The following is a 17,498-nucleotide window of genomic DNA, read 5'->3' as shown; positions in this document are numbered from 1 at the left end:
CTTGGAAGCTAGGTTGGGAAACTATCTTTTAAGTATAAAACACCCTGGAGGGGTTCCCGAGTGGCCAAAGGGAGCAGACTGTAAATCTGCCGGCACTGCCTTCGATGGTTCGAATCCGTCCCCCTCCACCATATTGAAAAAGCCAGCTCATTGAGCTGGCTTTTTTCGTTTCGGACTCTTGGCCCTTCCTTATTTAACCCAACTTCTTCGCGGTTCTACCTCTGTTTGGATCCTACTTTAACAACTGGGCCGAAGCGAATCTCCGATGGCCAAAGTTCGGATCTGGTCGTTGTAATACAAACAATGAACTAGCACTTTGTCCTTGTTTTATCGCAATGACCATAATGTGAATGCTAAAAACATTCAGTAAAACACTTGAGGACTGACTAGCAAAAAGATATTCGGCAGAGTTAAGCGCGAGCCATGATGAAGTCTCCATCTGGCAGGTTTTATAAAAACACCTTTCGTAAATACAAACGACAGATACAAAAAATCCCGCAGGGGGTGCGGGATTTTTATTAGTGACTAAATTGGTTTAAAGGTGACTAGCCTTGAATACCAACGATTAACCATGGTGCATTAGGCACAGTCAGGTCACGCTCTAGGTGCCAGATATCTTCGATTTCTTCTTCAACACCTTCTACTGTGTCACGGTAACGACCGCTAAACTGTAGGCTAAGCTGTGCTTTATTTGCATCGTAATCGGCACGGACGATCTCTGCATCAACGTACATTACATCAGTATGCTGCTCACCGTCGAGCTTCGCGCGCTCTGCTTTCAGATCTTCAAACAAGCTTGGAGAAACATATTCTTCAATGGTTTCCAATTGATTGTGATTCCACGCTCCTTGCAGGATTCGGTAGTGTTCACGAGAGCCGTTAATGAACGCTGCTTGGTCAAAGCCCGGTGGGTAGTTATGTGGTACGTCCGTTTGAGCGCCGAAACCACCAAAGCCACCATTATTTGTGTTTGGCTGTTGCTCAAAGTTTTGCATGTTTGGTTGCTCAAACTTAGATGCGTTACCACCAAATGCAGGTTGCTGACGATGCTGGTTCATACTGCCCTGCTTCGCACCTAGCATACCGCGCATTAATTTAAAGATGACAAAGGCAATCAAACCAATAATTAGGATATCCATAAATTGGATACCTTCAAAAGCACCGCCAAAGAATGCAGCAAGTAGACCACCAGCAAGAAGTCCGCCTAGCAGACCACCCATTAAGCCTTTTTTACTTGAAGACTTCGCCGTCTGATCTTTGCCGACCGTATTGGTGTTTTGTTGCTGTTGTTTTGGTGCTGGCGCTGTTTTGTAGCTCTTACCGAAAGACTTACTGCCACCAAACTTCTTCGCTTCCGCGATAGGCGTTACAGCAACGGTAAACATCAACAGAGCAACAATAGAAAATAAACGTTTCATCGTTATCCTTAAAGTTAGCTATCTAAGATTGTGCTCTATCAGACGAAACAACGATTGTTTCAAACAGTAGCACGCCAAAGATGATTGTTACGTCATCATACTCTGTATGCCTGTTGATGAAAACAGCTTACAGAAGCTGACATGTATCAGAATATTGCCAAAGATACAGACTGCTCTCGGTTAACTTCGAGATACTTGGTTCGTTTAGAAATGCTGGGAATGAACTCGCTACTACTCGGGGATGTTTTACTTGAATTAGAATCAGTGACACAGCTCAGAATCCTGGACCTTGACGTCACTTGAGTATATTGCCTTGTTGACGGTTAATAGGTAGCTGACTATCATATTGAACGATGTTCAATAAAGCAGTTTGAGAGTATGGCGCGCAGAAACGATCACACCAGAGAAGAGTTAGTGAATTTGACGTTAACAACAGTCAAAAACTTTTTAGATGAGAATTCTTACCACGAACTCAGTCTTCGTAAAATCGCTAACATGATTGGTTACGTGCCAAGCACATTAGTCAACATTTTTGGCAACTATAACCTGTTACTTTTACACGTAGTCGCGCAAACTTTAGACGAACTCTCCCAAGAAGCACTGAAGGCGACCAATAGCAGTAAAGACGCTCATCAAGCTCTATTTGAACTGGCTTATTGCTACCACGATTTCGCTCAAAAGCACCCTTACCGTTGGCAGTTAGTCTTCGAGCACAACATGAATGGTGCAGAGCTTCCAGAATGGCATGCCAAACGTATCGACGGGATGACAGGAATGCTGGAGTCACTATTGGCTCAAATCGCACCACATCGTACCGAGTCCGAAGTGATTCAAGCAAGTCGAGTGCTTTGGTCTGGCGTACACGGTATTACTTTACTCAGTGTTGATGATAAATTTTTCTCTAGTGAACCCATTGATGGTAAAGAATTAATCAGTAACCTGCTTTCTAACTACCTCACAAACTGGTAACAAAGGATTATCCATGTCGTCCGACAGACAGCCGTCCTTACTTACGCAAAGAAAGTTCCTACCCTATTTCATTACTCAGTTTTTTGGCGCTTTCAACGACAATATTTTTAAAAACGTTTTGCTGCTGTTTGTCGCCTTCGCGGGATCCAGCGCACTACCTATTTCGAGCAACTTGTTCATCAATTTAGCGGCTGGCTTATTCATTCTACCGTTCTTTCTATTCTCCGCTTCAGCTGGCGTATTAGCCGATAAATATGAAAAATCATGGTTTATTCGCAAGGTAAAGCTGTTTGAAATCGCCATCATGCTTTTGGGTGCCATTGGTTTTATAACCGAAAGTTATGGTGTGCTTTTGCTGCTACTGTTCTTAATGGGCACACAGTCAGCATTCTTTGGACCGGTTAAATATGCCCTTTTGCCTCAAAAATTAAACGCGAAAGAGTTAGTGCCAGGCAACGCCCTTGTTGAAGCTGGTACCTTTATCGCCATCCTTATTGGTACCCTAGGAGCTGGAATTATCGCCTCAGCAGACAACGCAAAATACCTTGCCGCATTTTGTGTCGTACTCTTTGCATTGTTGGGATATTTGTCGAGCCGCTCAATACCCTTTGCAGCCGCCAGCGCACCTAACCTTTCTTTTCGTTGGCAACCGTATAAACAAACTAAACACACGCTATCCATCGCAAAATCAGATCGTGTTGTTTTTCAATGCATTATGGCGATAAGCTGGTTCTGGTTTTTAGGCGCCGCCTATCTAACCCAGTTCCCAAATTTCACCAAGATTTACTTAAATGGAACCGAGAGTGCGGTGTCTTTCTTACTTGCTCTGTTTTCTATTGGTATCGCGCTAGGGTCGCTGCTTTGCAATTGGATCTCGAATCATCGTATCGAAGTCGGTATTGTGCCAATTGGCGCACTTGGCATTACGGTATTTGGGTACTTGATGGCAACCTCCATTCCAAGTGACCTACCTATCTTCCATAACTTTGTAGACTTCTTTAGATATGAGCCTTTTTGGCCATTATTTTTCTATCTATTGATGATTGGCGCCTCTGGCGGGCTGTTTATCGTACCGCTTTACGCATTAATGCAACATAGAGCAAAGGAAACCGAGCGCGCACAAGTCATCGCAGGGCTCAACATCTTTAACTCTCTGTTTATGGTCGGCAGTGCTGTCTTAGGTATTGTGTGCCTGAGTGTCATCAAGATGACAATTCCTCAGTTGTTTGCATTGTTAGCCATTTTGAATTTCTTGGTCGCCGCTTACATTTTTTTGCAAATACCGATATTCGTTGTCCGTTTTGTGGTTTGGATGCTAACTCACACTATTTATCGAATGAAACATAAAAACCTACATAACTTGCCAGAACAAGGCGGTGCATTAATCGTATGTAATCACGTGAGCTATATGGACGCCTTGCTACTTAGCGCAGTATGCCCAAGGTTGATTCGTTTTGTGATGGAGGAAGATTACGCCAACCTACCTCCACTAAGACGCTTTTTACGCAGAACTGGGGTAATTCCAATTTCAGCGAGTAACAGAAACTCCATCAGGCGTGCATTTAATGATGTGGAAACCGCATTAAGCGAAGGACATATCGTCTGTATTTTCCCTGAAGGGAAATTAACTTCAGACGGAGAAATGAATGAATTTATGCGTGGCATTGATATTATTCTGCGTCGCAGCCCGGTACCTGTCATACCCGTGGCACTCAAAGGCTTATGGGGAAGCTATTTCAGCCGCGCGAAAGGCCGAGCATGTTGTGGCTTACCAACTCGATTTTGGTCAAAGCTAGAAATTGAAGCCGGACAGCCAGTTCCACCAAATGAAGCAACGGCAAAAACGATGTTCGATAGAGTGCATCAACTCAGAGGCGACTGGCGATAAAAATACATTTGAACACATGTTTAGAATAACTGAACATGTGTTCAAATCATTAAGACAAACTGACCACACTCAGTGCGATATACTCGCGCTTTCATTCACAACAGCGAATAAAAACCTTGAATAGAAACTACCTCTTGTTTGGATTGGCGTTACTCTTTTGCTTAACCCCTTTTGTCTCCTCTCCTATTGCCCTAGTTATTGGTTTTCTACTCGCAAGTTTTGGTTTTGTGCCTTCAGAACTGCCCATTGCTTCTTTTACTAAAAAGCTGTTGTCCTACTCGATTATTGGTTTAGGCTTTGGCATCAACTTTGAGCAAGCACTCTCTGTTACATCGGATGGTATCGGTCTGATTATCGCCACGATTGCGGGCACACTGATCATAGGCACTATCATTGCCAGAATAATTAAGTTGGAGCGAGTAACCGCATACTTAATCTCGTCAGGTACAGCAATTTGTGGTGGTAGTGCAATTGCCGCTGTAGCACCAGCGATTAAAGCAAAAGACGAACAGATTGGATTAGCACTGGCAACGGTATTTGTCCTAAACTCCATCGCACTATTCGTGTTTCCTGTGGTTGGGCATGCTTTAGGGCTAGATCAACACACATTTGGTACATGGGCCGCGATTGCTATTCATGACACTTCTTCTGTTGTTGGGGCTGCCTCAGCCTACGGTGAAGAAGCGCTAACTACAGCAACAACGTTAAAACTCGCACGAGCTTTATGGATCATCCCTGTCGCACTGATCAGTGCCGTGATCTTTTCGAGAGACCAGGAAGAGAATGGAACGAAAAAGTTAGTTATTCCTTATTTCATTTTTTGGTACTGCGCAGCCATCGCGTTTAGCGACTTCTTCCCTCAATTTGAAATGGTCTATCACGGTATTTTCGTTGGAGCGAAACAAGCTTTGGTGGTGTGTCTGTTCCTGATTGGTTGCAGCATTTCAATTTCGAAGCTGAGGTCTGCTGGAGCTAAGCCACTGTTGTTTGGTGTAACTCTGTGGGTGTTAATTTCAACCACTTCTCTAAGTTGGTTATTGTTTAGATATTAGTGGTCCTCTCATCGTGTTGAGATGACGACGGCTCCTGCTTGCTGTTTTTGTATGTAACGACCAACGCGATAGCGATCAAAAAGGCCGTCAGCTCTGCAAGAGAGCGAGCGAGCCCTTCACTGCTTATTGCAATACCAATTTGTAGTGCTACCGCCGTAATTAATACTAGCTTTACCATCCTGAACCTTATGCCTTTTCTCTCTTCGAAGAAGCATAATTATGATTCAGAGTTATAAGGATACGAAATTCCCTTTCTGACTAATACATAGCAAAATTGACTAATGCTGAATTGATGGCAATAGCCACTCCTTCACTGCCTTCCGAGAAACTTTGATCCCACTTTCTAGTAGCACTTGTGGCATTAAATGGTATTCCACTGGCCATTTAAACTTCTCTAATTTGGATTGCAAATGCAGGTCATATTCCGCTTTGCTGCGCAAATCATTGGTCTGAATCACAGCAACAGGGCGATGACCAAATTCCGCATCTTCGACTGGAACCACTATGCTCTGCACCACGCCATCAATTTGGTTCAATGCTGCCTCAATCTCTTCACAATGAATGTTCTCACCACCAGAGATAAATTGATTGTCGGCACGGCCGATGATCTTTAACTCGTCACCTTGCCACTCACCGAGATCCTTGCTATCGAACCAGCCTTTCTCATCCAGAAACGGAGTAACATGACCTTGATGAAAATACCCTGCCGCTAATGTTTTACCACCGACAAAAATGCGTTGGCCAACCAACTTTATCTTACGATGATTCAATACGTGTCCAGCATTACTGGTACTGTCAATTCTCTTTGCGGTAACGGTAGAGGCTGCTTCCGTCATCCCATAACCTAACCACGCCTCAATCCCTCGTCCTGTTGCTCGCAACGCCAACTCGTGAGCAACGTGGCTGCCGCCCAATAAAACATGCGTCAATGACAAGTGAGCATCATCATCCAATAGCCGTTTGAGCTGCGTTGCAACCAAAGAGGCGTGTGACACGCCCTGAATATCTTCGACAAGTTTTCCTGTACCGATTTTCAATGTCGCTCCGACATATAGCCAACGATATACAATCGCCAATCCAGAGACGTGATAAAGCGGAAGCGACAATAACCAAGAATCTTGCTGAGTGAAAATGAACTCTTGCAGCAAGCCTTCTGCGGATGCAAGGTGTTGTCGATGTGTATGAACCACAGCTTTAGGCTCTCCTGTCGAGCCAGAGGTAAATACCACTGAAGCGAGCCTGTCATGGTGATAGGCATCTTCAATCACCGCATCACGCTCTTGTTGTGAAACTAAGAGCGGTGAAAGCAATGTTGCCTTGAGTTTTTGTATATCATGTTCAGAAAAGGTCGAAGCGCACTCCTGAGCAAACCAGATAAACCGAGTTTGTTCAGGTTTATAAAGGGTCGCAAGTTTACTCTGTAACGTATCGAGTGGTTGTACCATGGTCAGCGCGGCAAGTGCGCCTAACTGCTTGGAAGCAAGATAAAACAGCAGAGTTTCGACTTGGTTTTTACCTACCAAAGTCAGCACATCTCCCCGCGTTACGCCCAAGTCATTCAAATAGTGAGCGTATTGGTCAATACGTACTGAGAGTTGTTGCCAGTTTAATGTTTCTGTTGGTGTCTTGAGTGCAATAGAAAAAGGGCTCGTTTGAGCCCAATATTTCCACGGTGCCTTCGCAACATTGTCTATGCAGAATGCCACACAATCTCCTGATCTTTCAGAGGAAGAACGGGAAGTTCACACTTAGGCCAGCCTTGCTCTAACTGAGCTTTGAATAGGCCAATCGTATCCAAACCTGGAACTTCATCAGGCAGCTGCCATTGGGCAAAGCGCGCTAATTGCGTTAAACCGAGACTGGATTCAATGCTCGAGCTAATAACCGCTTTCATCCCCAGTGACTTCGCCTTCTCTATCAGTGTAATACAAAAATCCACCGAACCAATGAGTGTGGGTTTGATGATGATCGTTTTCACACCAGTTAGATCTTCAAGACGGAAATCCTCTCGACGAACCGCATCTTGCAACGTTTCATCCCAAGCAATCGCAATACCAGTATTGATAGCAAAAGAGAGACTATCGCCAGGAGAGCAGCACGGCTCTTCCAAAAAGGTAATGCGCTGACGCAGAGACGGAGTAATGTATTTAGCAAACTGCTGCGCTTTTTCTGGTGTCCAAGCGCGGTTTGCATCAAGTCGAAGCGTTAATTGAGGGATAGATTCAAGGAAAAGGTTCACAAGCATGCCATCGCGAATTGGCTCATAAAGCCCGACTTTTACTTTCGCGACTTTCTCACCTTCCATTTCGTTCAGCTTTGGAATGAGCTCGTCTGGGTCACCAGTACACAGCGGCGCTGTTTGATACTTACCTTGTTGGGGTAAGCCACCAGCTAACTCTAACTGTGCCATCGATAAACCAAACGCGACCGATGGATACATGTTGGCGTAATCCACATCCAATCCAGCAACCCAACGCTCCGCTTGTTCCTGTAGCTGAATACCAGCATCTTCGGTGCTCTCTAAACTAAAACCAGGAAGAGGAGCGACTTCTCCAAGCCCTATTTGGTCACCTTCAGAAAGCACAACAACATAACCAACACGTTCAGTTAGCTTATTGTCTCGCAGGATGACACCACTATCCATGGGCAAGATATAACGATAAATTTTCGCTTCACGCATAATTCGAGTCCTATGTAATGCCGTATATTTGAGCGTTCTGGCGAGCAATCCCACCAGCCTCCCAGAGGGCGAGGCGCTCAGGAAAAATGGAACAGAGGAGCTAAAACACTCCTCTTTTTATACGAATTATGGGTTACGAGGGAATTTGTCGAAGTCTGGGCGACGTTTCTCGTTGAATGCGTTACGACCTTCTTGTCCTTCATCGGTCATGTAGAACATCATCGTTGCGTTACCCGCAAGCTCTTGAAGACCTGCTTGACCATCACAGTCCGCATTCAATGCAGCTTTCAGGCAGCGTAGCGCCATTGGACTATGCTGAAGCACTTCACGACACCAACGAACAGTTTCTTTCTCTAGCTCTTCTAGCGGCACAACCGTGTTGACCAAGCCCATGTCTAACGCTTCTTGCGCGTTATAGAAACGACATAGGAACCAGATTTCGCGAGCTTTCTTCTGGCCTACGATACGAGCCATGTAAGACGCGCCCCAACCACCATCAAATGAACCCACTTTAGGGCCCGTTTGACCAAACTGCGCGTTGTCTGCTGCAATTGTTAGATCACACATCATGTGCAGTACATGACCACCGCCAACAGCCCAACCCGCAACTGAAGCAATAACAGGTTTTGGACAAGTACGGATATCACGTTGGAAATCCAATACATTTAGGTGATGCGTACCTTGGTCATCTTTGTAACCGCCGTAGTCGCCACGAATCTTCTGGTCACCACCAGAACAGAATGCGTCTTCACCTAGACCTGTCAGAATGATCACGCCAACACCAGAGTCGTAACGCGCATCTGCTAACGCATCAATCATCTCTTTTACTGTTTGAGGGCGGAATGCATTACGCACTTGTGGGCGTGCAATGGTAATTTTCGCGATACCATCTTCAGATTTATGGTAGTGAATATCCTCGTATTTCTCGCTGCAATCTTTCCATTGAACCGGAGCGTAAAGTTCTTCTTCAGAAATGCCTACTGTTTTAGCCATGGTGATTCCCATTGTTCTCGTTACTCTCACCAAAGTGAGATTGAATTATGTGCTTAATATGCATCGCAAATTGTTGGGGCTGCTCTTGATGAACGTTATGTCCTGCGCCTTCAACTTGTCGATACGCCAACCCGCTACGTTGTGCCAGTTGGCTAAATTTTTGGTCTTTCGCGCCACACAAGTAATACATCGGTATATTCTGCTTTTTCAGTGTGGGCAACAAATACGCCTGCTTGGCTAACGATGTTGCCATCAGCATGCTCGAGACCGCCGAGCCAAGATTATCACTTCGCTTCGCAATTAATGTTTGTCTTTGCTCATGGTTTAGTGAAGAAAACACCGCTTGCTGATACCAATCGTTCAAAACACGTTCAAGTGGTTCAGTTTTGAAACGCTTTGCCCAGCGAGCATCATTCTCCAATCTCACCTGTTTCTCTGACTCAGTTTGAAGCCCGAAGTTTCCCCCTTCCACAATTGCACCCACAATATTGAGATCTGGGAAGCATTGATTGGCAATACCATGCATCGCAATACGACCGCCCATCGAGTAACCAATCAAAATAAGTGGTTGTTGCGGAGGAAATAATAAAGATAGTGTGGAATTAAGAAGTTTGCAGCAATCATCGAGATCGTTGCACTTTGTAAACTGACTGCGACCATGACCAGGAAGGTCTATAACGACTCGTTCAAACTGAGTCAGCTCATCCAAACAAGCTTGCCAATCAGCACCATTTCCTAAAAAGCCATGCAAAAACACCAGAGTGGGAAGGTCGCCACTYTGGTGTTTTTCAGTTGAAGAGAGACGCTCAGAGTGAAGCATGCAGGCTCTTATTAAATGCCTTTATCAACTCTGCGGCTTGGCTTGGTGGGGTTTGAACTTCCACCAGCAGTGTGCCTTGACCGCTCGACAGGTGCTCGGCAACCATTGCTTGATACATTTCTAACGTAGTTGGCTTCTCATACTTTAAACCAAACTGTTTGGCTGCATGTTCAAACTGATAACCGTGGGGCATTTGGTAGTACGCAGTGCGATGCTCCTGAGGCACCGGTAACATATCGAAAATTGCGCCACCATCATTGTTTGTGACCACAAGTACCGTCGGCAATTTATTGTGAGAAAACAGCGCTAGTGAATTGAGATCATACAGTGCTGATGTGTCACCAATATACATCAGTAACGGATTACCTCTTGCTCGCTGCACACCTGATGCGGTAGCAAACAAACCGTCAATGCCTGACGCGCCTCGGTTAGTGAACACTTCTACATCATCAAGTTTGCCGTACATATCGACAAGTCGAACAAACAAACTGTTACCCAAAAAGACATCAGCGTTTTTAGTGCGCTCGTTGATGTCTGCTGCCAACGCAATTTCGTCAATGGCAGACGCTGAATCAGATAGGAAAGCTTCTTCGATACGTTGATGAACTCGCTTAACTCCATTCGCTAACCTATCAGCCCACCCAGCAAATATTGGCTTCTCAAAGCTAATGCGAGAAACCCAAGTTTGAGGAAGCTCAACCCAGTGCATTTGCGCCAGATGATTTTGGTTATTACGGTCCATACGCGGCGAGATATACCAGTATTGAACGTCTTTACTTTGTTGATTTTGCGAAACTTGTTTATCAATCCACTGGTTCAAACGTTTGGAGATGATTCGGCTACCAAATTGGATAATAAGTTCACAAGATTCAAGCTCGTTTGCGAGCTCGGGAAGTTGAAGCCATACATCGTAATGCGCCCAATCCGAACTGAGACCACTTTGCGGGTCTGCAAGTACCGGCCATCCCATCTTTTGTGCAAATGCCTGCGCCGACTTCGCTTGTTCAAGCGGTAAGCTGCCAATCACAACCAAGCCTTTTTTATCCGCACAAGACGGGATCTTCGCCTGTGACAAGTGGCTAAAACGCTGGGTATAACTACCACTTCCTTTTCGCCATCCGGCTACCGAGTCTAAGTAGGTTTGATAATCCGCTTTTGCACCGTTGGAATACAAAGGTTCTGGAAATGCACAGTTAATATGAACAGCACTGCCTTGCAGCTGCTGAGTAAACATCACTTCGTCAACAGAGGTCAGCAACCAATTAAGCGATGTTGTTAAAGTTGGGCTTGGTAAATTCAAGCTGGCCGAGACATGATGTGAAAAAATACCCAACTGGTTAATCGCTTGGTTTGCGCCACAGCCAACGAGCTCCATCGGACGATCCGCAGTGAGCAGCACCAGCTTTTCACCAGTAAGCCTAGCCTCCGCAACGGCTGGTAATAAGTTCGCCACTGCCGTACCAGAGGTAACGATGATTGCCACTGGCTCTTGAGTAGCTTTCGCTAAGCCAAGAGCCATAAAGCCGAGACCACGCTCATCAAAGTGAGTATGAATAGAAAAATTGGACTGTTCTGCCGCCTCTAAAGTTAAAGGAGTAGAACGAGAGCCAGGAGCGATACAAACATGCTTAACGCCAAATCGCTGAAGCTCAATCAATATGGTTTCTGACCAAATTCGATTGAGCACCGCTTGGTCATGATTCATGATGCGACTCCCAACGGAGGGTGATCAGAAATCAGCGTAAGTAACGTCGACATTTTCTTATCAAGTTCCGCCCACTCATGCTCTGCCACAGAACCTGGCACAATACCTGCGCCTGCAAACAGTTGTACTTGGTCACCGAGCACAAGCGCACTTCTGATCGCGACACAAAACTCTGCTCGTTCATGGCTTATGTACCCCATTGACCCCGCGTACCAGCCGCGTGCAAAGGGCTCATTATCAAGAATAAACTGCATGGATTCTTGTCGAGGTAAGCCAGCAACCGCCGCCGTTGGCTGAAGCGCCGATAACAACTGAACACCGTTTATGCCCGTCTTTAGGCTCGCGTGAATATTTCGCTTGAGGTGTTGCACTTTTCGTAGCCTAACCAAACTAGCCTCGGCCTCCACTTCAACCACTTCGGAATGCGGTGATAGGCGATCAATAATGTCATCAACTACATATTGGTTTTCATTGAGGTTCTTTTCATCTTGGGATAACCAATTCGCCAACTCCATATCGTGAGTGGCGTTGTCCCCTCGACCAATCGTGCCTGCTAACGCTTCGGTATGAAGTTCGTGCCCTACGCGAGAATACAAACGTTCTGGCGTAGAACCCATAAAGCTGTGTTTGCTGTCTAAGCTCAGCATGAAATGGAAACTATGATGGTTATTTAAGTAACTCGCTTTCAGCAATTGTGCAGCACTTAATGTGTTATCAAGCTGCACGGTAGAGCGACGCGCCAATACCACTTTCTTAAAATCATCATTCTTTATACCAGTCAGAACTTTATGAACTAACTCATTCCATTGAGGCTGACTTGGCGTATGAACAATAGAGCGGATGTGAGAAGAAATCGGAGCTAAGGTCGCGACCTCACAAACCAGTTTATGCAGTCCTGCTAGGGTTCGTGCTTTATCTTCTGAAATATTAACTGCGAGAGACCATTGTTGGTCAAAACGAATTAACTCAATTTGAGGCAAAAAGAAGAAAGAAGGCATACAGCGACGATTCTTCTCATGCTGGCCGTCAAAAGAGCGTCCGCCCCAGACTCGTTGCCCTTCACCTAGAATGGTATAAGCAGGGCCTGGCTCAACAAAAGCGTGTAATTGCCCTAGTGCAACGACCTCTTCACGAGTATCGCGGGACTGCCAGTAGAATTTAGGGAAAAGTGGTTGTGCATCAAGCCAATCAATAAATGAGAAATTAGGTTTCTCGCTCAGGGGCTCGACCAGACGTGTTTGATTGCCTTCCGCTTGCTGAACTCGCTCGATAATTCTCTTTACGGCTTGATGGAACTGTGACAAATCAACCTCGTAGTATGTGAGGATAAATGGTAACTGACGGCTACTCTAAGTTTAGACCCAAAGCAAATCAAGGTCGTATGCGATCTTTTGCAAAATCCTGTGATAGCAAACGAGCAAAACTTAACCAGCAAACAGATAATTTACAGATATATATTCTAATAAAAAACAAATTATTGTATTTTAATAAAGAAATTAACGAATTTTTAGGAATTATACAATGCAAAATATCGGGATGTCGTCAAAACTCGATAATGTCTGCTACGACATTAGGGGTCCTGTACTCAAACATGCTAAGCGCATGGAGGAAGAAGGGCATAAAATCCTAAAGCTAAACATTGGTAACCCTGCCCCATTTGGTTTTGACGCCCCTGATGAAATTTTAGTCGACGTGATTCGTAATCTGCCGACTTCTCAAGGCTATTGTGATTCCAAAGGCATTTACTCTGCTCGTAAAGCCGTGGTCCAACACTATCAACGTAAAGGTATCCGCTCGCTAGATGTCGAAGATGTGTATGTGGGTAACGGCGTGTCTGAGCTGATCGTGATGGCCATGCAAGCGCTGTTAAATAATGGCGACGAAATGCTGATCCCAGCACCTGATTATCCGTTGTGGACAGCTTCAGTTGCACTATCAGGCGGTAAGCCGGTTCATTACCTATGTGATGAAGGTGCAGACTGGTACCCAGATCTTGAAGACATCAAAAAGAAAATCACACCAAAGACACGTGGCATTGTTCTGATCAACCCAAACAATCCGACAGGTGCGGTATATAGCCGTGATTTCCTACTTGAAGTGATTGAAATCGCGCGCCAGCACAAACTGATCATTTTCGCAGATGAGATCTACGACAAAGTGTTGTACGACGGTGCAACACATACCTCAGTCGCAACACTCACTGAAGACGTGCTCGTCATGACATTCAATGGCCTTTCAAAAGCCTACCGTGTTTGCGGTTTCCGTGGTGGCTGGATGTTCCTAACGGGGCCTAAACATCTAGCTCAAGGGTACGTGAATGGCTTGGAGTTGCTTTCATCGATGCGTTTATGTGCAAACGTACCAATGCAACATGCGATTCAAACTGCGCTAGGTGGATACCAGAGTATCAATGAACTGATTTTACCTGGCGGACGCTTATTAGAGCAGCGCAATAGAGCGTATGAACTGATCAATCAGATTCCTGGTGTTTCTTGTGTCAAACCTAAGGGGGCGATGTACCTCTTCCCGAAAATCGACACAAAAATGTACAACATCAAGAACGATCAGCAGATGGTTTTAGATTTCTTAAAACAAGAGAAGGTCTTACTGGTGCAAGGTTCCGGTTTCAACTGGCCAAAACCAGACCATTTCCGCATCGTGACACTACCGCACGTTGAAGATCTAGAAATCGCCATTGGACGTTTTGAGCGATTCCTATCAACCTACAGCCAGTAATGAATCACTGGTAGTAATTAGTGCTGATCTCTCATATGCTTAGAGGAACTCCTAGTGAGTTCCTTTTTTACACCAGAAACGGAGAAAGCCATGAAAGAAAGCCATTTTTTCGCCCACCTGGCTCGAATGAAGCTGATCCAACGCTGGCCTTTAATGCGGTCCGTCTCACCAGAAAACGTTTCAGAGCATAGCTTACAAGTTGCTTTTGTCGCTCATGCCCTTGCCCTAATTAAAAACAAAAAGTTCGGCGGCAACCTTAACCCAGAACGCATCGCGATTCTTGCTATGTACCATGACTCCAGCGAAGTATTAACGGGTGACCTTCCAACCCCAGTGAAGTATTACAACCCTGAAATTGCCAAAGAATATAAGAAGATAGAATCGGCAGCGGAACAAAAATTGCTTTCAATGTTACCGGAAGAGTTCCAAGATGATTTTGCCCCCTACCTTCTTTCCCACTCTGCACACGGAGAGGACGCAAAAATCGTCAAGCAAGCCGACTCCATCTGTGCCTATTTAAAATGTCTCGAAGAACTAAGCGCAGGCAATCATGAGTTCGCTCTGGCAAAAAAACGCTTAGACATCACTTTGCAAGAACGTAGAACGCCTGAAATGGATTACTTCCTCAATACCTTTGCCCCAAGTTTCGAATTGTCGTTAGATGAAATCAGTTAGCTTACGGAGATAATCGTGTCGTTTGAATTACACCCGCAATGGCAAGAGCGCCATGATGATGAGCATAAAATACGTCGTGACGACCATCGAAGCCCGTACCAAAGAGACCGAGCGCGCATTCTTCACTCGGCTGCATTTCGACGCTTACAAGCAAAAACCCAAGTACACGGCAATAGCTTGGAAGACTTTCACCGCAGCCGGTTAACACACTCCTTAGAAGCGTCGCAACTCGGGACCGGTATCGTCGCCCAGTTGAAGAAAAAACAACCAGAGTTCCGTGATCTATTGCCATCAGACAGCTTAATTGATTCATTATGTTTGGCGCACGACATCGGGCATCCTCCATACGGTCATGGGGGAGAAGTCGCTCTAAACTACGTAATGCGCGAACATGGCGGTTTCGAGGGAAACGCCCAAACCTTTCGTATCGTCACTAAGTTAGAGCCTTATACTGAGCATTTCGGAATGAATTTATCACGCCGCACACTGCTTGGTTTGATCAAGTACCCTGCCCTTATTAGTCAAACACGCTCTGTCAAGTTGCCTCAACCAGCCGAGCATCAACGCAAACTAAAAGCCAAAGATTGGAGCCCAGCGAAGGGCATTTATGATTGTGACAAAGACTTATTTGATTGGGTAATTGCGCCGCTTTCTGACAACGACAAGGCATTGCTTAGCCTAATGCGCTCAAAACCAGAATCGGAGTTTGAGCACAGTAAAACGCGCTTTAAATCACTCGATTGCTCAATCATGGAGCTAGCGGATGATATCGCCTACGGCGTTCATGATTTAGAAGATGCAATCGTACTTGGTATGGTGACACGCCAGCAATGGCAAGAAGGCGCAGCAAGTCAATTAGCGGACTGTGGCGACCCGTGGTTTGAAGCTCATATCGATTCCATCGGACAGATGCTATTTAGCGGTAAGCATCATGAGCGGAAAGATGCCATCGGTGGTATGGTTAACGCCCTGCTGACCAGCATTTCAATTAAGGCGGTGGATGAGTCTTTCAGTAATCCATTACTGTCTTGGAATGCGTGTTTAGAGCCACAAATGGCACGTGCACTTGACGTACTCAAGCACTTTGTCAGCACCTTCGTTATCCAAGTCCCGCAGGTCCAGATCGTTGAGTATAAGGGTCAGCAAATTATTATGGATATTTTTGAAGCGTTAACAGCGGACCCAGAGCGCTTGCTGCCTGTTCATACAAAAGAACTGTGGTGCCAAGCGAAAAGCGAGAGCAATAAGATGAGAGTCATCGCCGATTACATTTCTGCTATGACCGATGGACACGCGCAAAAGCTTCACCGTCAGCTATTCTCTTCCATCGTTCTTTAGTAACACTCAACCTTTCAAGTAATTCTTTTCAAATACGCCCGGCGGCATCTGGGCGATTTGGAATTCGATCATCTTTTCAAAGGCATGCATAAGCGGTGTAAAGTCTCTCTCGGGTTCAAGCAAGCGAAGCGAATGATAACCTGCCTCGACTGTCGATAAGCTATTCTCAGAGGGCGCTTTACGAATGGTGTAATGCCCTTGTAATTGCTTCGGTAATTGCACGGTTGGGAGTGGATGTAAATTGCTAGAAAGCTGCCACATTTTGTACGCTTTTTTCCACGTCCCATCGAGCAAAATCAAACGTATTTTCTTAGATACACTACGGCTCGCTTGATTAATTTCAGAGATGCATCGTGACTGTTCCGATGGGTAAAGAACAAAATGTTGATATGATTCATCCGCCAACAAGTGATTTAAGACATCATCACCAGAAAAGTCCTCTCCTATCAGACAAATACAGTTATCTAAACTCAAATTGAGAATCCGTGCCGTACCAAGCGGACGATGTTCTTCACTCGTGTGCTGAAGAATGATAAGTTCTACCTCGCTTGCCAACGGTACAATCCATTGGCAAATACACGCTTTTTGCGATTTTCCACAACGAGAACAATAACGAGACATAGAGTGAACCTTTATACCTTGCTGAGTATTATCAGCGTGATCTGTTTGATACTTCAATTCGAGCCAATGGCAAGCCTAACCGAGTGGCACAGCTACAATATACGCCATGGCGAATGGTGGCGAATCGTAACAGGAAATCTCACACATACCAACTTTGCGCACTTAGGGATGAACCTGGCAGGATTGTGGATCATTACTTTTATTTTTCGTCCAAGCACTCGCAACTTCCTTATCGTTTTCTCACTCTTGTGTGCATTTGTTGGCGCAATGAATTTGTTTACCAATATGTCGGTGTACGTGGGATTATCTGGCGTACTACACGGTCTATTTGGATTCTGGGCACTCAGAGAAGTCTTTGAAAGCAGAAGAAGCAGCCTGTTGTTGGTCGGAGGACTTATTGCCAAAGTAGCATGGGAGCAGATCTATGGTCCATCCAGCAGCACTGCTGCGCTTATCGGCGCAAACGTTGCTATTGATGCTCATTTATTTGGTGCGTTCGGTGGGTTAACAATGGCTCTAATGGAAAAAGGTTTTCGCCGTCGTTTATTCGGATAAAAAATCCCGAACCACGAAAGAGGGGTTGGTTCGGGAAAGCAGTAATAG

The 17,498-nt window shown here is 45.3% G+C and carries 16 protein-coding genes and 1 tRNA gene; 8 read left to right on the top strand and 9 right to left on the bottom strand.

The annotated features are described in order from the left end of the window. The first annotated feature begins 46 nt into the window (after positions 1–46). Positions 47–131: transfer RNA gene (locus tag R2S67_RS17775), tRNA-Tyr, on the top strand. A gap of 414 nt (positions 132–545) precedes the next feature. Here the strand turns inward: R2S67_RS17775 and R2S67_RS17770 are convergent. Then, positions 546–1,418 (bottom strand): Tim44 domain-containing protein, encoded by an 873-nt coding sequence (locus R2S67_RS17770; RefSeq protein ID WP_046874203.1) that lies wholly within the window; start codon positions 1,416–1,418, stop codon positions 546–548. 378 nt (positions 1,419–1,796) lie between these two features. Between R2S67_RS17770 and R2S67_RS17765 the strand changes: the two genes are divergently transcribed. From R2S67_RS17765 to R2S67_RS17755, 3 genes are all read left to right on the top strand, one after another. Then, complete coding sequence (locus tag R2S67_RS17765) at positions 1,797–2,387, top strand: TetR/AcrR family transcriptional regulator (RefSeq protein ID WP_006743255.1); 591 nt, start codon at positions 1,797–1,799, stop codon at positions 2,385–2,387. Between the two features lie 13 nt (positions 2,388–2,400). Beyond that, positions 2,401–4,275, top strand: coding sequence for an MFS transporter (locus R2S67_RS17760; protein ID WP_317346074.1), 1,875 nt, complete (start codon positions 2,401–2,403; stop codon positions 4,273–4,275). 116 nt (positions 4,276–4,391) lie between these two features. Then, entirely contained in the window at positions 4,392–5,327 is a 936-nt protein-coding gene (locus R2S67_RS17755; RefSeq protein ID WP_317346073.1) for a YeiH family protein, read from the top strand. Here R2S67_RS17755 and R2S67_RS17750 read toward each other — a convergent pair. The 7 genes from R2S67_RS17750 to R2S67_RS17720 all read right to left on the bottom strand — a co-directional run bounded on the left by R2S67_RS17750 (position 5,317) and on the right by R2S67_RS17720 (position 12,829). Further along, positions 5,317–5,505, bottom strand: a complete 189-nt coding sequence (locus tag R2S67_RS17750) for a hypothetical protein (RefSeq protein WP_139059566.1) — start codon at positions 5,503–5,505, stop codon at positions 5,317–5,319. The genes R2S67_RS17755 and R2S67_RS17750 overlap by 11 nt on opposite strands. Positions 5,506–5,605: 100 nt before the next feature. Continuing rightward, on the bottom strand, positions 5,606–7,033 hold the full coding sequence (gene menE, locus R2S67_RS17745; RefSeq protein WP_317346071.1) for an o-succinylbenzoate--CoA ligase: 1,428 nt from the start codon (positions 7,031–7,033) through the stop codon (positions 5,606–5,608). Further along, positions 7,018–8,007 (bottom strand): o-succinylbenzoate synthase, encoded by a 990-nt coding sequence (gene menC, locus R2S67_RS17740; protein WP_317346070.1) that lies wholly within the window; start codon positions 8,005–8,007, stop codon positions 7,018–7,020. Before menC ends, menE begins: the two co-directional genes overlap by 16 nt. Before the next feature lie 126 nt (positions 8,008–8,133). Next, positions 8,134–9,000 carry a 1,4-dihydroxy-2-naphthoyl-CoA synthase gene (gene menB / locus R2S67_RS17735; protein ID WP_012842018.1) on the bottom strand — a complete coding sequence of 289 codons (867 nt, stop codon included), beginning with the start codon at positions 8,998–9,000 and terminating at the stop codon, positions 8,134–8,136. Beyond that, positions 8,993–9,820, bottom strand: a complete 828-nt coding sequence (gene menH / locus R2S67_RS17730) for a 2-succinyl-6-hydroxy-2,4-cyclohexadiene-1-carboxylate synthase (RefSeq protein ID WP_203342221.1) — start codon at positions 9,818–9,820, stop codon at positions 8,993–8,995. Before menH ends, menB begins: the two co-directional genes overlap by 8 nt. After that, positions 9,807–11,525, bottom strand: a complete 1,719-nt coding sequence (gene menD, locus R2S67_RS17725) for a 2-succinyl-5-enolpyruvyl-6-hydroxy-3-cyclohexene-1-carboxylic-acid synthase (protein WP_237308506.1) — start codon at positions 11,523–11,525, stop codon at positions 9,807–9,809. The genes menH and menD overlap by 14 nt, the downstream gene beginning before the upstream one ends. After that, on the bottom strand, positions 11,522–12,829 hold the full coding sequence (locus R2S67_RS17720; protein ID WP_167426773.1) for an isochorismate synthase MenF: 1,308 nt from the start codon (positions 12,827–12,829) through the stop codon (positions 11,522–11,524). Before R2S67_RS17720 ends, menD begins: the two co-directional genes overlap by 4 nt. 217 nt (positions 12,830–13,046) lie before the next feature. Between R2S67_RS17720 and R2S67_RS17715 the strand changes: the two genes are divergently transcribed. The 3 genes from R2S67_RS17715 to R2S67_RS17705 all read left to right on the top strand — a co-directional run bounded on the left by R2S67_RS17715 (position 13,047) and on the right by R2S67_RS17705 (position 16,274). Further along, positions 13,047–14,261: a pyridoxal phosphate-dependent aminotransferase gene (locus R2S67_RS17715; protein WP_005390543.1), complete on the top strand. Its 1,215-nt coding sequence runs from the start codon at positions 13,047–13,049 to the stop codon at positions 14,259–14,261. Between the two features lie 90 nt (positions 14,262–14,351). Beyond that, positions 14,352–14,936, top strand: coding sequence for a 5'-deoxynucleotidase (gene yfbR, locus R2S67_RS17710; RefSeq protein WP_170892960.1), 585 nt, complete (start codon positions 14,352–14,354; stop codon positions 14,934–14,936). 15 nt (positions 14,937–14,951) lie between these two features. Then, positions 14,952–16,274 carry an anti-phage deoxyguanosine triphosphatase gene (locus tag R2S67_RS17705; RefSeq protein WP_048626158.1) on the top strand — a complete coding sequence of 441 codons (1,323 nt, stop codon included), beginning with the start codon at positions 14,952–14,954 and terminating at the stop codon, positions 16,272–16,274. Positions 16,275–16,280: 6 nt separating this feature from the next. On the opposite strand, the gene R2S67_RS17700 is transcribed toward R2S67_RS17705, so the two are convergent. Next, positions 16,281–16,895 carry a tRNA-uridine aminocarboxypropyltransferase gene (locus R2S67_RS17700; RefSeq protein ID WP_005390535.1) on the bottom strand — a complete coding sequence of 205 codons (615 nt, stop codon included), beginning with the start codon at positions 16,893–16,895 and terminating at the stop codon, positions 16,281–16,283. A gap of 3 nt (positions 16,896–16,898) precedes the next feature. Between R2S67_RS17700 and rrtA the strand changes: the two genes are divergently transcribed. After that, positions 16,899–17,450: a rhombosortase gene (rrtA, locus tag R2S67_RS17695; protein WP_047009480.1), complete on the top strand. Its 552-nt coding sequence runs from the start codon at positions 16,899–16,901 to the stop codon at positions 17,448–17,450. Positions 17,451–17,498: the final 48 nt, after the last annotated feature.

The organism is Vibrio sp. T13N (assembly GCF_032970445.1).
In the GTDB taxonomy this organism is placed as follows: domain Bacteria; phylum Pseudomonadota; class Gammaproteobacteria; order Enterobacterales; family Vibrionaceae; genus Vibrio; species Vibrio diabolicus.
This window is presented reverse-complemented; position numbering and strand designations above follow the sequence as displayed.

Excerpts from the sequence above, each read along its gene's own strand:
- R2S67_RS17770 (WP_046874203.1), bottom strand. The coding sequence starts at position 1,418 with ATGAAACGTTTATTTTCTATTGTTGCTCTGTTGATGTTTACCGTTGCT.
- R2S67_RS17765 (WP_006743255.1), top strand. The coding sequence starts at position 1,797 with ATGGCGCGCAGAAACGATCACACCAGAGAAGAGTTAGTGAATTTGACG.
- R2S67_RS17760 (WP_317346074.1), top strand. The coding sequence starts at position 2,401 with ATGTCGTCCGACAGACAGCCGTCCTTACTTACGCAAAGAAAGTTCCTA.
- R2S67_RS17750 (WP_139059566.1), bottom strand. The coding sequence starts at position 5,505 with ATGGTAAAGCTAGTATTAATTACGGCGGTAGCACTACAAATTGGTATT.
- menC (WP_317346070.1), bottom strand. The coding sequence starts at position 8,007 with ATGCGTGAAGCGAAAATTTATCGTTATATCTTGCCCATGGATAGTGGT.
- menB (WP_012842018.1), bottom strand. The coding sequence starts at position 9,000 with ATGGCTAAAACAGTAGGCATTTCTGAAGAAGAACTTTACGCTCCGGTT.
- menD (WP_237308506.1), bottom strand. The coding sequence starts at position 11,525 with ATGAATCATGACCAAGCGGTGCTCAATCGAATTTGGTCAGAAACCATA.
- R2S67_RS17715 (WP_005390543.1), top strand. The coding sequence starts at position 13,047 with ATGCAAAATATCGGGATGTCGTCAAAACTCGATAATGTCTGCTACGAC.
- yfbR (WP_170892960.1), top strand. The coding sequence starts at position 14,352 with ATGAAAGAAAGCCATTTTTTCGCCCACCTGGCTCGAATGAAGCTGATC.
- R2S67_RS17700 (WP_005390535.1), bottom strand. The coding sequence starts at position 16,895 with ATGTCTCGTTATTGTTCTCGTTGTGGAAAATCGCAAAAAGCGTGTATT.